A 15307-nucleotide genomic window follows, 5' to 3' on the forward strand; every position below is an offset into this window, starting at 1 on the left:
TCCTGCGGGACTCCGACGTACAGGCCGTCGTCGGCGAGGCGATCACCCGCCGGGCGGACGCGGCCGAGATCGCCCCCGGCATCGGCAAGACCCTGGAGAAGGTCGTCGCGGACGGCGCCCACCACCGCGCGGTCGACCTCGTCTGCGCCCGCGCCCAGGACTGGCTGGTCACCCACGGCGACTCGGTGATGGACGCGATCCAGGGCGGGGCGCCGGGCTGGACGCCCCGTTTCGTCGACCGCCGGGTGGGTGAGCGGGTCTACAAGGAGCTGCTGCGCTTCGTCACCGAGATGCGCGACATGCCGGCCCACCCGGCGCGCGGCGCGATCGACCGCTTCCTGACGGACTTCTCCGCGGACCTCCAGGCGGACACGGACACCCGCACGCGCGTGGAGCGGCTGAAGTCGGACCTGCTGGGCCGCCCGGAGATCCAGGACATCATCGCGTCGGCGTGGGCATCGATCCGCGGCATGATCATCTCCGCGGCCGAGGACGACCGCAGCGAACTGCGCCTTCGCGCGCGTGCGTCCCTTATTTCCCTCGGCGGCCGGCTGTCGACGGACGTGCGGCTCCAGTCGAAGGTCGACGGCTGGCTGGAGGACGCGGCGGTGTACGTGGTCACCACGTACCGCACCGAGATCACCTCCCTGATCTCGGACACGGTGGCGAGCTGGGACGCCGACCAGACGTCACGGAAGATCGAGGCGAACATCGGCCGGGATCTCCAGTTCATCCGGATCAACGGCACGGTGGTCGGCGCCCTGGCTGGCCTGCTGATCTACACGGTCTCGCACTCGCTGGGCGGATGACCGACCCTGGTGACGGCGCCCTCGCGGAGTGAGGGGGCGCCGGACTGCCCGGCTGGGCCAGGCCCAGGGCCCCCCGCCGGTTGGGGGACCGGCGGGGGCCGCGAGCTGTCGGCGGTGGGGCGCCGACGGCGCCGGCCGAGGGAGACCGGCGGACCTGCCGGGCGAGCGCCCCGCCCTGCCTCCGGGGCCCTCGCCCAGCCACCTTGGGGAGGTGCTGTGTAGTACGGGCGCGGAGCCGGTCGTGTTCAACGGGGGCCAGGGTTTTCCCGACTCACCTCTCCCCGGACCTCTCTCCGGTCTCCCGGGTGACGGCCCAGGAGGCAAGGGCGACGCCCCCGGCAACGGAAAACACGGCGGGCCAGGCCCCGACCTTCTTGGCCAGCACATGCGACCCGGCGAACGCCCCGACATAGGCAGCCCCCAGCCCGGCGGCCGCCTTCCCCCCGGCCACCCGCTGCCACTCCTGCCCGGCGACAACCCCGGCCGCGGCGAGCACGACCCCTCCAAGGGGCCGCTTCTTGCTCCACCGGGCTACGCCGTATCCACCGACGAGCCCGCCGGCCGCTATGACGGATGCCGGAATCCTGCGCATGACATGCCACCTCTCTCTCGACCACGTGACTTCGAGCCTAACGAGGGCCCGATGGGCCCCCACGGCGACCGGCCGGAAGCGACGATTGAGCGGATGACAAAGGAATTTGACCGTCAAACAGCACTGTTAGGCTGTCCGTGTCACAGGCGCGCGGCTGGAGGAAGCGGATGCACGAAGGAGAGGCCTTCGGGCCGTGGCTCGCCCGTCAGCTGAGACACCGCGGGATGACGCAGGCGCACTTGGCCTTGGAACTCGACGTGACCCGTGCGGCCGTCTCGGCATGGATCACAGGCCGGGCCGAACCGCGCGAGGACAAGAAGCGCGCCATCGCGCGAGTTCTCGGTACCGACGAGGCGACCGTACACACGCGTACTGCGGACGCGCAGCCAATTCGACCTGTCCGTTGGTACCACCGTCCGGCGCACGCCGACGGTGGTCGGGAATTCGGCAACGCCGCCGCGTTCGCGTTCGACGCGGATCTGGCTGTTCTCGCCCGGGAGGCGACGCAGAATTCCCTGGACGAGCGGTACGACGCGAGCCGGCCGGTGCGCGTGCGATACACCCTCCACGAACTCACAGGTGAGCACCTGCGGCTGTTCCTCGACGCCCTTCAATGGGACCGGCTCCTGCCGCATTACGAGGTGGCGGCCGCACAGCAGCAGAAGGTCGGGCGCGTCATCGCGGAAGGGATACGCGAACTGCTGGAAACGGACTCGCTGCTCCTGCTGCGCGTGGACGACTACAACGCCTCCGGTCTCACGGGACCGGACTACGGAGACGGCCGCTTCGCCGCGGTCGTCCGACGCCAGCTCGACAGCCACAAGACCAGTGGCCTTGCGGGCGGTTCCTACGGCCTGGGCAAGGCCACCTTGTGGGCGACCAGCCGGCTCGGCCTTGTGCTCGTCGGAAGCACGCTCAGCGAGCCGCACGAAGGGCGTACGGAGCGCCGCGTCGTCGGGCGCCTGGACCTGCCGTGGCGGGAGGTCGACGGAGACGCCTTTGCAGGACCGGCCTGGCTGGGGGAACCGGACACGGAGCCCGGCTTCGAGAACGTGTCCCGCTCCTGGTGGGCGGACGAGGAGACGGTCGAGAAACTGCAGCTGACCCGGAGCGGGACCGATCCGGGCACCTCCTTCCTCATCGTCGGCGCCCATGACGCCGCCGGTGATGCCGAGTCTCTGCAGGAGATGCACGAAAAGCTGCTCCGGTCCCTGGCGGCCAACTTCTGGGCAGCAATGACGGCCGGTACGAAGGGCGCACCTGTTCTGGAGGCGTCCGTCACCACTCTGCGCAACGGCCAGGTGCTCCTCGGTGAAGAACGTGTGGATCCCCATGCGCACGAGCCCGCTCGTTCCCGGGCGCTGAAGGCGTACCTCGACGGCACCACGACAGATCGAATCACCGGCACCGAGGACGTCGTGCTGACCCACGTACCGCTGACCGTGCCTCCGCTTCGGGGCGGAAAGGGGCGGGGGGTCGAGCATCGGGCCGTGCTTCTGGTGACTCCGGCGAACGACGCCGACGTCCGTCCCAACCAGCTGGTGTGCATGCGCGGCAATCGGATGACCGTGAGTGTGCGTCGCGTCGGCGACCTGCCGCTAGGCACCAACGCCTTTCAGGCCGTCCTGCTCGCCGGGCGAGCCACCGGGGGAGAGCCTCCGACCGACGCCGACAACCTTGCCGAGCAGTTTCTGCGGGCGGCCGAGCCGCCGGAGCACAACGACTGGACCCGGACGGAGGAGCTGGCCAACGCCTACGCGCGAGGCGCTCGCACCCGTATCGACGAGTTCCGCAAGGAGATGATGGCGGCGGTCCGGGTTCTCGTCGCCCGCCGAGAGGAGAGGACGCAAGGAGGGCCGGCGATACTACGTGAGCTTCTCCGGCTCGATGGCGGGACAGCCCTCGGGCGGCGCGTCGAAGGGCACCCGACGATCCGGCATGTCGACGGTGAGCTGGACGCCCGCGGGGCCTGGCGCGTGCGTGTCGAGGTCAGGCTCCCCGTGAGGGACGATGCCTGGCTCTTGGCCCCCGTGGCCAAGTTCGACGTACGGTCCGGGGGGCGGCCGAGCGTGGCTTGGGCGGAACTCGAGGCAGGGGACAACTGCCGGATCGAGGAGGGAAACATTCGTTTCAGGGCAGGCGCGCGGACCGCCTCCTTCATCGGCGTGACGAACGTTGCGACGCATCCCGTGTCGGCCGCCATGGCACCACTGATCGTGGACCTGCAGAAGGTGAGGCGAGCCGGGGCATGAAGAGGTTAATTCCCTACCCCACACCGGTGGGAGATGTGACCTTCAAGGTCACGGGAGCTCAGCTGGACGGTCGCGCTCTCGATCTCTCCATGGTTTCGCAGCAGGATCGCGTCGTGGCGTTGCACATGGCCGGACGGGAGAAGTGGCGTGAGGCCCGACTCGAGATCCAGGCGCAGATCCCGGACATCGAACTGGCGAACGGGCCATGGACGGAAGTGGTGTGCGTCGCCGTACTCACCGAGCGAGCGACCAACTCCCGTACAGTCGTGAGGCTGAGGCCGTGGTCCGGTTCCTGGGGCGGCACCGCCGTGGTGCCACGTGGTGCCTTTCGGGCGCGGCTGGACCTGACGCTGTCGGTCGTCGCCACCGTCGGCGGCGTCGCCGGCCGGGTTGTGGCCACCGCTCAGGACTCCTGGCTCGTGGACCTGACGGCCCGCGTACCCGTCCGACAGCGGGAACTCGACATCAACGAGATGGACTTCAGGGACGGTCCCCACGAGTGGCTCCGCCCGTTCCGGGATGCGCCGTGGCTTGTGGAGACCTCCGGGGACATGCCGACCATCCACCTCAACACGGGCTTCGAAGGCGTTACCGAGCTCCTGGGAGCCGGTAGCGACCCCACGGAGAGGGCGGTAGGGCGACTGCTGGCCACTCAGATCGCGACCGATGCGTGGACCGCGATGTTCCACTCGGCGGTGAGCGACCTCGAAGTGGACGGCGACGGCGTCCCGCAGTGGCCCTCCGGTTGGCGTGACTGGGTCCTTCGGAGCATGCTGCCGGACATCCTGCCCGAACTGTCCCCCGCCGACGGGCTGCTGGAGATCCACGGCCGACGGTCGGAGAGCTCCGGCTGGCACGAGCTGCAGCCCCTCATCCAGTACGCGGCGTCCCGCAGGGCACACATCGCCAAAAACCTGGGCACTGTGATCCGTGTCCTGGGCCGATCCGGACGGGAGAGCACGGGATGAGTCGTCGGACCACCGACATTCCACCTCAAATGGCTCTGCTGTCAGATACCGTCGCTGTCAAGCACCTCACTCGTGGTGTGCTGTCGGGCCAGGAGGACCCGCCCTTCGTGGCGCTTGTGAGGGCATCCGAATCCGTGGGTGGTACGCAGAGTCGTTGGAGCATCGAGCCTCTGCGGCACCTGTTGGAAGAGGCGCAGCGGCGTCACTCCGACGTCGGCCGGGCTCAGGCCGACCGGTGGCTTGCTCCTCGGCTGCACGCGACGCTGCGTCTGACGCGTGCCGAGGCCGCCGAACCTGCCTTGTGGAACTACCTCGCCCTGGTTGTGGCGCCCGACTACGTAGTGTGGCGCCATCGGTCCGGTGGAGACGGGCCGAAGGCGGGGCTTGTCACGGCCGAGCGATTCTGCGGGCTCCACTACAAGCAGGCATTCGCACGCCTTTGGTGGACGGCAGAGCTCTTCCGGGACGGAAGCGACTATCGACCGGTCGAGATCGCCGGTCGCATCCCGGATCTGATCAACACCGTGCTGAGGCTGGACGTCGTCGACCACCGCCCCACTGCTCGAGCGGTGACACGCCTGGTCGAGCAGGGCGTGGTACGCACGGGTCGGGAACTCAACGACCTCGTTTCCGCCGTCAACGTGGCAGGCAGCACCATCATGTACGAAGTGCTGGCGCCCGACGAGGGCCCGGACCCCGAGGCTGTCGAGTACTGGATCTCCGAGGCTGAAGTGGCACCGCCGGTACCACACGAAAAGTTGCCCGAAGGCCCCGACGACGGCCCGATCCCGGCCAGATCCGTCGAGACGTTGAGCTCGATGTTCGAGAAGCTCTACGCCGAGGTTCCGAGGCGCGGCAAGGAGCCGTGCCCGACCGAGGTGGAGCGGCCGAGGGGCGTCAGTCTCGACAAGCCGTACTCACCCACGTGGCGGGCGTAGCTGCCGGTGCAGGGCTGCGGCGATCGCCCGACCGAGGGGAATCGGTACGGCATTCCCGATCTGGCGAGCAATCTCCAGCCGGGATCCACACCATTTGAAGTCAAGAGGGAAGCCCTGGATGAGCGCCGCCTCGTAGTGCGTGATGGGGCGGTGCTCCGTGGGGTGGAGGTACCTCCCCTTTTCCGGCTTGAAGAATTCGGTGCGAATCGTCACGGACGGATCGTCGATGCGCAGTCGCCCCATGACGTCGCCGGTGCCGTTGTCGTGCCTGTCCCAGGAGGGCGTCGAGAGGTCCTTGCCCTTTCCTCTCGCCTTGGCGTAATTCTCGGCATCGGTCGAGATCACAATGTCGCCCTGGGCATCGACCTTGAATTTCTTGTTTCGTAGATCCTTCCGGTTCCCCCCCGGTGGAATGGCCTGGTAGCGCGCCAGGGAAAGCAGCTCCGGCTTTCGGCGCATGTGCAGTTCGTACGTCCAGTACGTCGGGGGCAGGACATCGCCTTCGGGCGTTGTCCGCGATGTCCTGTAGGGGAGATCGGAGGACATGGGTACTGTCCGGGACAGCTCGAAGATCGAGCGCACCGCCTCCCAGCGGCGGCGCCCGGGTCCGGACATTTCCTCGGGTCCGAACAGGCCCCCCTCGGCCTCGACGGCTGCTTCGGCATGCTTGGAGTGTGTTTGTCCGGGATACCAGAGCTCACCCAGGGACAGAGGGTCGACCGACTCGTCGATCAGATCTTCCCGTACGCCGATGACGATCGCTCGACGCCGGGCCTGCGGGGCTCCGTAGTTGGCAGAATTGAGGAGGAATCGCTTTCGTCGGTCGTGCCAGGAATCTGATTCCTTCGAACCTGGGGGAGCGATCAGGCGGTACTTCTTCAAGCTTCCCTCTTCGACCTCCTTGTGGAGGTCGAAGAACTCGTCGGAACGTAGGAACCGGTCCACGTTCTCGATCACGAACACCTTGGGCTCGATGGCGCTCACCGCGCGTACGTATTCGCGCCACAGTTTGTTCCGTGGGTCGTCCGGATCCTGCAGGCCGAGACCGGAGAATCCCTGACAGGGTGGTCCTCCGAGAACCACCTCAGCTTCGAGGGCCTCTCCCTTGGGCTTCCACTTCTGGATGTCCCCGCAGTGGATGCGCTCCCGTTCCGCCTTGGAGCGTGTGAAGTTTGCCGAATATGTCGCGGCAGCAGCTTCATTGTGTTCGACGGCTGCGACGGAGTTGAACACCGGACCCGCTTCGTCCTCCCCTGTGGGGCGAAACGAGTGGAACCCCCGGGTGAAGCCCCCGCAACCGGCGAACAGGTCGACGACGGTGATGGGGCCAGTGGGGGGAACGGCGTTCATGCGGTGAAGTTTATCCGGCGAGGTGACTGCGCTCATCGCTCGGCCAGCGCCGCGGCGAGCGACCGGCCCACCGCGGCGGCGACCGGGGGCGGCCATGCATGGCCGATCTGCCGGTAACGCGCCGTCTTGCCACCACAGAGACGCCAGTCGGACGGGAACCCCTGCAGGATCGACACCTGAGGCACAGTGAGAGTGGGCAAGTCCCTCGGCTCGCCGTCCGGGACCCAGGGAAACGACGCGTCCGGAACCTCGTCGCCGATGGTCCCTCCGTTCACACCCATGCGGGCCCATGCCTTCTTCGTGCCGGAGGGGCCGAGGTCCGCGCCTCCGCGGTTCTTGGACCCACCCACCACGGCCGGGGCCTGTCGGTCGGCCCTGGCCGCCCAAGCCGTCGCATGCGGCCATCCCCTCTCACTCATCGAACGCCCCAGAGCCTCCCCCACGGTCTGGGGGGCGGTTCCGGTGGGCGTGGGCCAACGGAACCGATCGGCAACGTCGTGCCGGCAGGCCACCAGTACGCCGTGCCTGCGGTCCTGCGGTACGCCGAATTCATTTGCGTTCAACACCCGGCCGTGCAGCCGATAGCCCAGGTGCTCGAGCTCGAGACGGATGAATTCGCGGATATCGGAAAAAGCTTCCGACGTCACCAGATCGGGGACATTCTCGATCAGGGCGACGCGGGGGCGCACCCCCGCGGTCAACCAGACCGTCGCTTCAAGAAGTTTGCGTGCCTCGTCGTCCTGGGAGCGAGCGGCCGAGGCGGCCGACTTGACGCGTGGCAGTCCCGCTGCGAGAAGATCCACGTCGTAGGTGTACGGGTGGTCCACGGGATCGAATTCCAACAGATCCATCTCGAGGACGTTCCACGCAGGACGGTTGGCGCGCAAAGTGGCGCAGGCGTGGGCGTCGTTCTCGACGAGAGCGACAGGGGCGAAGCCCGCTGACTCCAGCCCGATCGCCTGGCCTCCTGCGCCGGCGCAGACGTCCAACAAGGTCAGCCGGGCCTGTGACATGTCTCTCTCCATGGATCTCAGTCGACCGTGATGATGGCGTCGCCCGCGCGGGACGAGTCGATCGTCGTGAAGCGCACCACCCGGTCGTCGCGACCGCGGGCGGCGGCCGGGGCGACGAAGCCGAAGGCCATGACGACCTTCCCGGGGTCCATGCGCCCGTCCGGGCCGATGGCGTCGACGTTCTTCTTCTCCACGATCGGATAGAGGGCGACTACCCCTCTGCGCTCCGACACGTACGCCTCGGTCGCTGCGTCCCCGCAAGAGGGCAGGGCACCCGCCACACGTCTCAGCGCATCACGGTGGCGAGGGTTGCTTATGCCTCCGAACAGGGGGTCGCGGCGGCGCTCGACTCCGAACCACGAGAATCGCCGGCCCGAGTCGCCCAGAACGATCTGCTGGGTCCGGGCAGTGTGCTGAGGGGCCACGACAAGCCAGTCGTCCAACTGTCCGGAGACATTGGTGATGTCCTCGAGATAGGTGAGATGTGGTTGGAAGTGTTCCGGCACGAGCCACTTCAGCTGCCGAAGGATCGGCAGGATGCGATTCGAGGGAAAGAGCCCTGTCAGGGCCTCGAAGCGGTGCGGCTTCTGGGCTTGGTCGAACCGGTAGGTGAATGTCGTTGTGGTGGAGGACAGCCCTTCGAGGATCGGTGTCCAGAGCGCGGTGTTGTCCCGGAGCACGCCGACCGCTTTCGGGTGGGCCGTGGGCTCCTCCCAGAGCCCCGGGGACCGCAGTTCGGCGAGACGGGCGTTGTACATCTTGTTGGCGCTCGTCGGCCGCAGCCAGGACAGGTGCTGCGCCACGAGGGGTGGCACCTGGGCCGGTGTGATGCCCGGTCCGTCGCCGACGGGGCGTGCGTACTGCTTGAGCTGGTCGCGGAAGGATTCCTCGTCGCGGCAGATGGCCTCGAAGGCTTCGTAGAGATCGATCTCCTTCCGCCCCATCGTTTCCTCGCGTCCGAGATAGAGACGAACCAGGTCCCGGTACCCCTGGCGAAAGCCGAACCACCGGCCCATCTGCATCAAGGTCGAGGCGTTGTTGGTGCGACGACGGTAGTAGGTGACCGTGAGTCCTTCCACGGTGAAGCCGCGGGCCAGCTTCTGGCCGCCTATGAGGATCTTCCACAGGGGCCGCTTGTCGAAGTCGGCCTCACCGTTCTCGATGTCCGTGTCGCCGTTGACGACGATGATCGGCCGGTCGTCTCCCCCGATACGGATGGCTGCGGTGCCGACGTACGGTGCGAGGTCCTCGTAGGAGACAGGAACGGCGAAGCCGTCGGCACGCACGTCGGAGACCGGGGCGAGATCCGCGTGGAACAACTTGCGCAGGCGTTCGTGACCGGAAGCGCCGGTATATCCCGACGTCCACCACAACCGTTGGACGCGCATGCGAAGTTCGCGGTGTTCGGCCGTGCGGACGGATTCATGGATCAGCATCGTGTGGTGCTGGAAGTAGCGGTGCCCCAGCCCGCCCTGATCCTCCCGGAAGAGCTTCATGGCCGCCGTCAGGACGAACATGTCCATTGCCTGCTGAAGGGCGGTGTCGTCCTCGTCGGAGGAGAGGAGGATGTCGCGAACGTGCGCCTTCTCGTTGGAGTTTGCGAAGGTTCGCTCTTCAGGAGGGATCGGCGAGTCCAGATCGTGGAAGTCCTGGACACCCATGTAACCACTCGGACGAGGCAGCGAGACGATGAAGTCACGGGGAAAGATGTCCTCCGTGTCGCTCGGGTCGACGAAGACGTTCGCGAAAGGCGTGGCGGTGTAGCCGACGTACTGGGCCCGAGGAAGTATGGAGAGAAGCTCCGAAATCTTCTGGTTGATGGCCGTGCGCTCGGCATCCGGGCGAGTGGGATTGGCGGTGTTGACCGAGGCCTCGTCCGACTCGTCGTCGATGATCAGGACAGGAATCTCCGACAGCGGCGTCTTGATCTTGTTGAGGTCTTTCACGAGCTTCGCGAGTACCGTCTTGTTCTTCTTCACGACCATGAGACGGGCCGAAGAGCGGTGCAGATTGCGGGGATCGTGGAGCGGAAGGTTCGGTTCCTGCTTCTCGAATTCGAGAGCGACGATGCCTTGGAGCAAGCTTTTGTAGTCGTTGTCCCTCGTGGTCATACGCACGATGTCGAAGCCGCCGCGGGCCGACGGAAGTCCGCCGTGCGAGAGGAACTTCCCTTGTGGCCATGCAGGGTCGTCGGCGTAGTCCGACTCGTACTCCGGTGCTCCGCGAAGAATGTTCTCGCGCCCGACGAGCTCCATGTCGAGGCGGCGTTGGGTCTGGGCGCGCAACAGATTGAGGGTGCCGCCGAGCACGATGACCAGGCGGTATCCGGCGTCCATCGCCTTGGCAATGACCCCGGTGAAGTTGGCGGTCTTGCCGGACTGGACGTAGCCCACGACCAGCCCTTTCGACTGGTACGTCTCGTACGAGGTCGGGTCCGCCAGGCGCTCCACCACGCTGTCGGTCGCCACGTCCAGGCCTGCGACGGCGGACTCGGGCCAGCCCTTCTCCGACAGCAGGCGTCGATACGCGGGCCAGTACCAGCTACGTCCCTGCTGTGACTGCGGCGTGTACCACTCGACGTGCTGCGGGCTGATGACCACCGGCCCCTCGGCCCGCGGCACCGGAATGAGCGAGTCGAGGAGCTTTCGTGTGTCCTCGTCCAATCCGAGGAGCGACATGATCGCCACCCTGCGGTCGTCGGTCCGCGGGTCGGTCTCCGACCAGCTCGGCTGCTCCGCGTAGTCCCACTGCGTGAGCTGCTTGCGCCACAGTTCCACCAGCTGATCCGTGGGATGAGCGTGTGTGAGCGTGGTGCGGAAGTCTCCCTCGGTGGCGACCGCTGCTGCGTCCTCACCCTCGTCCTCGGCCTGATAGGCAAGTGCGCGCAGCAGATTCTTGGGTCTGCTGTCCTGCATGCCGGCCAGGGCGGACTTGTGAAGCGTGAGCCGCAATGTGTCTGTGTAGGTCATCGAAAGAGTCCTCGGACTTACGGAAGGCGGAGGCCGACAAGGAGGGAAGGGGCGTGGGGCGACGGATCGAGGCCGCTGACGTCGATGGTGTACGAGATGTCTCGGATCCGGGCGCGGAGATGCTCGGGTACGGATGTGGCATCGAGACGAGGGAGCCGCTCGTCCGCGGCGAGTACCAGAGGTGCCGCACGGAGCTGCCAGCGCTCGTCGTCCATCGTCTCCGGGTCCCACCCAGCGCTTTCGAGGTGCCGATCGAAGCGATCGAGATGCGAGGGTGCTTCCTCCGCGATTTTTCCGCGGACCGCAGCGACACACTCCGCGAGCGTCCGTCCCCCAGTGCCGCCCCGGGTGAGTTGCAGGGACGCGAACCACAGAGGGCGGTCTCCCGTCGGAGTCAGCTGCCCCGATCCATGGATGGTGTGAAGGCGCTGCTCGGACGCCGTGGTCTTCACCTCGAGGTCGAAATCAGGCAGGCCGAAGTCGTGCTCCTCGCCCTGAGGACCCTTCCAGGCATCGACGGCGGCAGCGTATCCGTGGGTGGCCGACAGAGCTTGGAGCGTTGCGAGCTCCCCCATGAGACCGATGCGTCGTTCGGAGCTCTGGCCCCGGGGACGGTCCAGGAGCGCGCTCCACGCCCGTACTGTCTCGTTGAACGCCTGCTCGGCGGTTCGCCGGTGTGTGATCACTCGATCGGCGATCGCGTTCACCAGGTCGTGGAAGTCGCGAAGGAGCTGCGCTCGGGTTGTGCGCAGTCGCGCCATCCGCAGACCCTGATCCGCTATCTCTTCTATCCGGACCATGGGGAACGGTGAACGGGGCAGCCTTTCGCGAGGACCGAGTTGGAGGTGGAGGGCGATTTCACCGTCGGGGGTGACGACGTAGTCGACCCGCGGCGACTGCCTGAGACGAAAAGGCACCGAGAGCCTACGGCCCAGGTAGTGCTCCACGTCCGTCCAGGCGACCAGTGACCCGACTGCGTCGGAACGGGGCTCAGTCATCGTCCGCCACCCTGTCGAGCTCCGCGCGTGCCGCGGAGACCAGGATGGACTGCCACAGCTGCAGGTTGTCCTTCTCCCGGCTGCCGCTGTACTCCTTCTCAAAGACCTGGTGAAGGAGCATGTACATCAAGGACTTGATCAGCGGCGCGTCGTTCAGCCCGCCGCGTCGACCACCCAGAATCGCGGCGCGGTAGTGCTGATTGAGGACGATGGTGCGTTCCTCACGGTCGACATGGAAGAAGACCTCGTTGTCGAGTCGCTGCCAGCGGACCGCGATGGGTTCCTCGTGGGGGATGGTCGGCAGCTCGTCCTCGATGGTTTCCCGAACGCTCGGGTCGAAGCCTTTGCCTGCAGGCAGGACCGGCCTGCGGGTGGTGCCCGCGCGCTTGCGCGCTTCCCGGTAGGTCGCGTCGGCGACTCCCAGATAGTCGAGGAAGCTGCTATGCCCGCCGTCGACAGCCTTTTCCAGAGCCGTGGCGAACTCGGGCGAGGCCTCGACCCCGGACTTCTTGACCGTGAGACGGAAGACCTCGCCCAGGTCGTCCGGGAGGTTGATAGCCACCCTTGCGAGCGAAAGGTGTTGCTCGGGTTGGCGGAAGTTGTTCCATCCGCCCGCCTGGACGAGGCGGTCGTGCCGGTAGAAGTAGAAGCCCTGGCGATCGAGGACGGAACCGACGGCCTTGTACTCGTCGAGGTTCGACTTGGGTGTCCAGATGTGCGCGGCCAGGGTCATGTCCCCGATCGACGGCAGCGACGCCGTGAACTCCCGGGGGAATGCCGGGTCGCCCGACACCGGATAGCCGAAGGGGTCGAGGGGCTCCACCCCGAAGTTCATGTAGACCGTGCCTGTACGCACGTCCTCGACGGCGATGGTGATGTTGAAGTCCTCGCGAGCGAGGAAACGGTGCAGGTGCAGGCCGAGGTGCAGTCCCAGCTTGTTGATGGTGCGGTGGAGATAGCGGTCGGTCTGGCCTCCTCCCCCGTGCTTGGGAAAGTCCTTGACCCCGTCCCAGCGGACGACCGTGCCCTGCCACTTGATGGGGCGCCCGCTGTCGTAGCGGTCGATGAGTGTTTGAGCGTAGGTGGGATCGACGATGTCGCAATGGAATCCTGAGACGGCACGTTCCATCAGCCACCGTCGGCCGGAGGCCCGCGTGCGTTTCGTCGTGCTTACGACGGTCACCGCCGAAGCGTGGCTGAGCGAAGCGGACTTCAGGCCGGTACCGAACATGCCGAGGGCGTCCGCCTCGTAGTCGCGACGGCCTCCGACGGTCATGGCGACATCGAGTTCGTCGTCCGTCATGCCTTTGCCGTCGTCGACGACGAGGAGAGAGACCAGTTGGTCGCCGTCACGGAGAAAGTGCACGACCACGTCGCGTGCGCCCGCATCGATGGAGTTGTCGACGAGGTCGGCGACGGCTATCTCGAAGCCGTAGCCCTGGCTGCTGAGTGCCTCCATGTACCTGGAGTCAGGTGGAAGGACCTTGCTCCCGGTGACGGGAACGTCGAACTGCCAGTCGTTGCTCATTTCCTCGCCTCAGGCTTCACGATGCGTCGCGCCATCGAAAGAGACCGTAATGCAACGGACGGACATCGATACCCCACATGCGCAGAGATGATCGAAGCCCGCCCACCTACGGACGGTCATGAGGTGGGCACGCTACGCGCGTCGCATCGGCCTTGGCACGGGCGACCGCCTCGGCGACCGCAGCAGGGGACTCGTGTTCCCAGAATCGCAGGACCGTCCAGCCGGCCGCTTCGAGATGTGCCGTCGTCTCACGGTCGCGAGCCATGTTCTTGGCCAGCTTGGTCCGCCACCACTCCGCGTTCGCCTTCGGCTGTGTCGCGTGCACAGGACAGCCGTGCCAGAAGCATCCGTCCAGGAATACGGCGATCTTGGCGGGACCGAAGACGATGTCGATCGTCCGGCGTGGCATGCCCGGGACGGGCACGTTGACGCGGTAGCGCAGGCCGGCGGCGTGCAGGAGCTTGCGCACCGCCACTTCGGGGGCGGTGTCGCGGCGGCCTTGGCGGCTCATGCGGGACGAGACCGAAGGGGAGGAAGGTACGGCGTCGGACACCAGGGCATTGTGCCGGACTACGGCCGCTCACGCCCCGCCGTGGCACTCCCCGTACGTCTCTCCCGAGCCGCACCAGCACGGTTCCGTGCGTGGTGGGGGCCAGGGGGTGGCCAGGCCGCGGGCGGCCAGGGTGGTGGCGTACTGGGGGAGGAGGGGGGCCTGGGAGGGGGAGGTGGATTCGGAGGCGGCGAAGGCTTCGTAGGAGGGGACCGTGCCCGGGACGATGCCGAGGTTGGGGGTGCCCGCCTGGGCGAGTTCGCGGAGGGAGGCCTCGAGGTCCGTCAGGTGGGCCTCGTAGGTGGGGTACTCCGACTCCAGCTCCGGGTAGGCCGCCAGGAGTTCGTCGAGTTCCGGGCGCGGCCAGTGGAGGACCGCCACCGGGAAGGGGCGGGAGAGGGCCGTGCGGTAGGAGCCCAGTTCGGAGCGGAGGCGGGTGATCTCCGCCTTGAGCTCCGCCGGGTCCGAGGAGCCCAGGGACCATAGGCGTTTGGGGTCGTGGAGTTCGTCGAGGGGGACCTCCGCGGTGTGGAGGTCGTCCGCCAGCGTGTCCCAGGTGTCGTGGGGGAGCGCCAGCAGGCGGCGGACCCGGTGGCGGGTGGTGACCAGGGACTGGGTGGCGTACGGGATGTCCCGGGAGGACTCCGGCAGCAGGGTCGTCAGCGCCGTGGTCGCCGCGGCTTCCGCCTGCTCCAGTTCGTCGTGGGTCTCCAGCGTCTCCGTCACGATCTCCCACGGCGCCGCGTCCGCCGGGACCGACGCCCGGATGCCCTCGATGATCGCGCGGGCCTCGGCCTCGTGGCCGTACTCCCACAGGTTGGCCGCCTTGAGCGCCTTCACCAGCTGGGGGTCGTCCGGCGAGCCGGCCAGCAGGTCGTCGTAGAGCGTGGCGGCGCGGGGGCGTTCGCCGGCCAGCTCCAGGTGCGCCGCGGCCCGGAGGAGCAGCTGCTCGCGGTCCTCGGGGTACTGCGCCGCGGTGCGCAGGAGGCGCTCGGCTTCGGTCGTGTGATCGGCAGGAGTGTCGGGGCGCATGGATGACACCGTACTGCCGTCCCCTCCCGAGGCGCAGAGGTGTTCTGGCCCGCCGCTCTGGTGAGTTGGCGTACGAGCCCCTATCGTGCGCGCGTGCGTGTACCGGTGGTGGTGCAGAGACGGGCGTCACAGCGGCGCACCGCGGTCGGCCGCGCGCTGTGGACCTGCGCCGAGATGGCCGTCACCGTCGGAGTCGTCGTCCTGCTCCTCGTCGTCCACCAGCTCTGGTGGACCAACCAGCAGGCCCGCGCCGACGCCGACCGGACCGTACGGGCCCTGGAGGAGGAGTGGGGCGCGCCCCCGGACCC

At 67.4% G+C, this 15307-nt stretch carries 12 protein-coding genes and 1 pseudogene; 5 read left to right on the plus strand and 8 right to left on the minus strand.

Annotation, left to right across the window (positions count from 1 at the left end):
* A partial coding sequence (locus IEZ01_RS34785; RefSeq protein WP_229832841.1) for a DUF445 domain-containing protein occupies positions 1-809 on the plus strand: 809 nt, incomplete at its 5' end.
* Positions 810-1080: 271 nt separating this feature from the next.
* Here the strand turns inward: IEZ01_RS34785 and IEZ01_RS10600 are convergent.
* Positions 1081-1401 carry a hypothetical protein gene (locus IEZ01_RS10600; protein WP_189201290.1) on the minus strand — a complete coding sequence of 107 codons (321 nt, stop codon included), beginning with the start codon at positions 1399-1401 and terminating at the stop codon, positions 1081-1083.
* Between the two features lie 167 nt (positions 1402-1568).
* Between IEZ01_RS10600 and IEZ01_RS10605 the strand changes: the two genes are divergently transcribed.
* From IEZ01_RS10605 to IEZ01_RS10615, 3 genes are all read left to right on the plus strand, one after another.
* Entirely contained in the window at positions 1569-3653 is a 2085-nt protein-coding gene (locus IEZ01_RS10605) for a helix-turn-helix transcriptional regulator (RefSeq protein WP_189201292.1), read from the plus strand.
* Positions 3654-3766: 113 nt separating this feature from the next.
* Positions 3767-4621, plus strand: a complete 855-nt coding sequence (locus IEZ01_RS10610; RefSeq protein ID WP_229832843.1) for a hypothetical protein — start codon at positions 3767-3769, stop codon at positions 4619-4621.
* A 29-nt stretch (positions 4622-4650) separates the two neighbouring features.
* Positions 4651-5559 carry a DUF6339 family protein gene (locus tag IEZ01_RS10615; protein ID WP_308427162.1) on the plus strand — a complete coding sequence of 303 codons (909 nt, stop codon included), beginning with the start codon at positions 4651-4653 and terminating at the stop codon, positions 5557-5559.
* On the opposite strand, the gene IEZ01_RS10620 is transcribed toward IEZ01_RS10615, so the two are convergent.
* The 7 genes from IEZ01_RS10620 to IEZ01_RS10645 form a co-directional block, all read right to left on the minus strand.
* Positions 5539-6909: a DNA cytosine methyltransferase gene (locus tag IEZ01_RS10620; protein WP_229832845.1), complete on the minus strand. Its 1371-nt coding sequence runs from the start codon at positions 6907-6909 to the stop codon at positions 5539-5541. The genes IEZ01_RS10615 and IEZ01_RS10620 overlap by 21 nt on opposite strands.
* Before the next feature lie 32 nt (positions 6910-6941).
* Positions 6942-7922 carry a DNA cytosine methyltransferase gene (locus tag IEZ01_RS34790; protein WP_229832848.1) on the minus strand — a complete coding sequence of 327 codons (981 nt, stop codon included), beginning with the start codon at positions 7920-7922 and terminating at the stop codon, positions 6942-6944.
* 17 nt (positions 7923-7939) lie between these two features.
* Positions 7940-10891: a Z1 domain-containing protein gene (locus IEZ01_RS10625; RefSeq protein WP_189201300.1), complete on the minus strand. Its 2952-nt coding sequence runs from the start codon at positions 10889-10891 to the stop codon at positions 7940-7942.
* Positions 10892-10908: 17 nt separating this feature from the next.
* Positions 10909-11889, minus strand: a complete 981-nt coding sequence (locus IEZ01_RS10630; RefSeq protein WP_189201302.1) for a PD-(D/E)XK motif protein — start codon at positions 11887-11889, stop codon at positions 10909-10911.
* Positions 11882-13417, minus strand: a complete 1536-nt coding sequence (locus IEZ01_RS10635; protein ID WP_189201304.1) for an ATP-binding protein — start codon at positions 13415-13417, stop codon at positions 11882-11884. Before IEZ01_RS10635 ends, IEZ01_RS10630 begins: the two co-directional genes overlap by 8 nt.
* A gap of 106 nt (positions 13418-13523) precedes the next feature.
* Complete coding sequence (locus IEZ01_RS10640) at positions 13524-13928, minus strand: very short patch repair endonuclease (RefSeq protein ID WP_189201447.1); 405 nt, start codon at positions 13926-13928, stop codon at positions 13524-13526.
* A gap of 69 nt (positions 13929-13997) precedes the next feature.
* A complete protein-coding gene (locus IEZ01_RS10645; protein WP_189201306.1) occupies positions 13998-14999 on the minus strand; it encodes an SEC-C domain-containing protein in 1002 nt (333 codons plus the stop codon).
* 93 nt (positions 15000-15092) lie between these two features.
* Here IEZ01_RS10645 and IEZ01_RS34795 point away from each other — a divergent pair.
* A pseudogene (locus IEZ01_RS34795) lies at positions 15093-15307 on the plus strand (class E sortase); the annotation flags it as partial.

The organism is Streptomyces purpureus (genome assembly GCF_014648195.1).
GTDB lineage: Bacteria > Actinomycetota > Actinomycetes > Streptomycetales > Streptomycetaceae > Streptomyces > Streptomyces purpureus.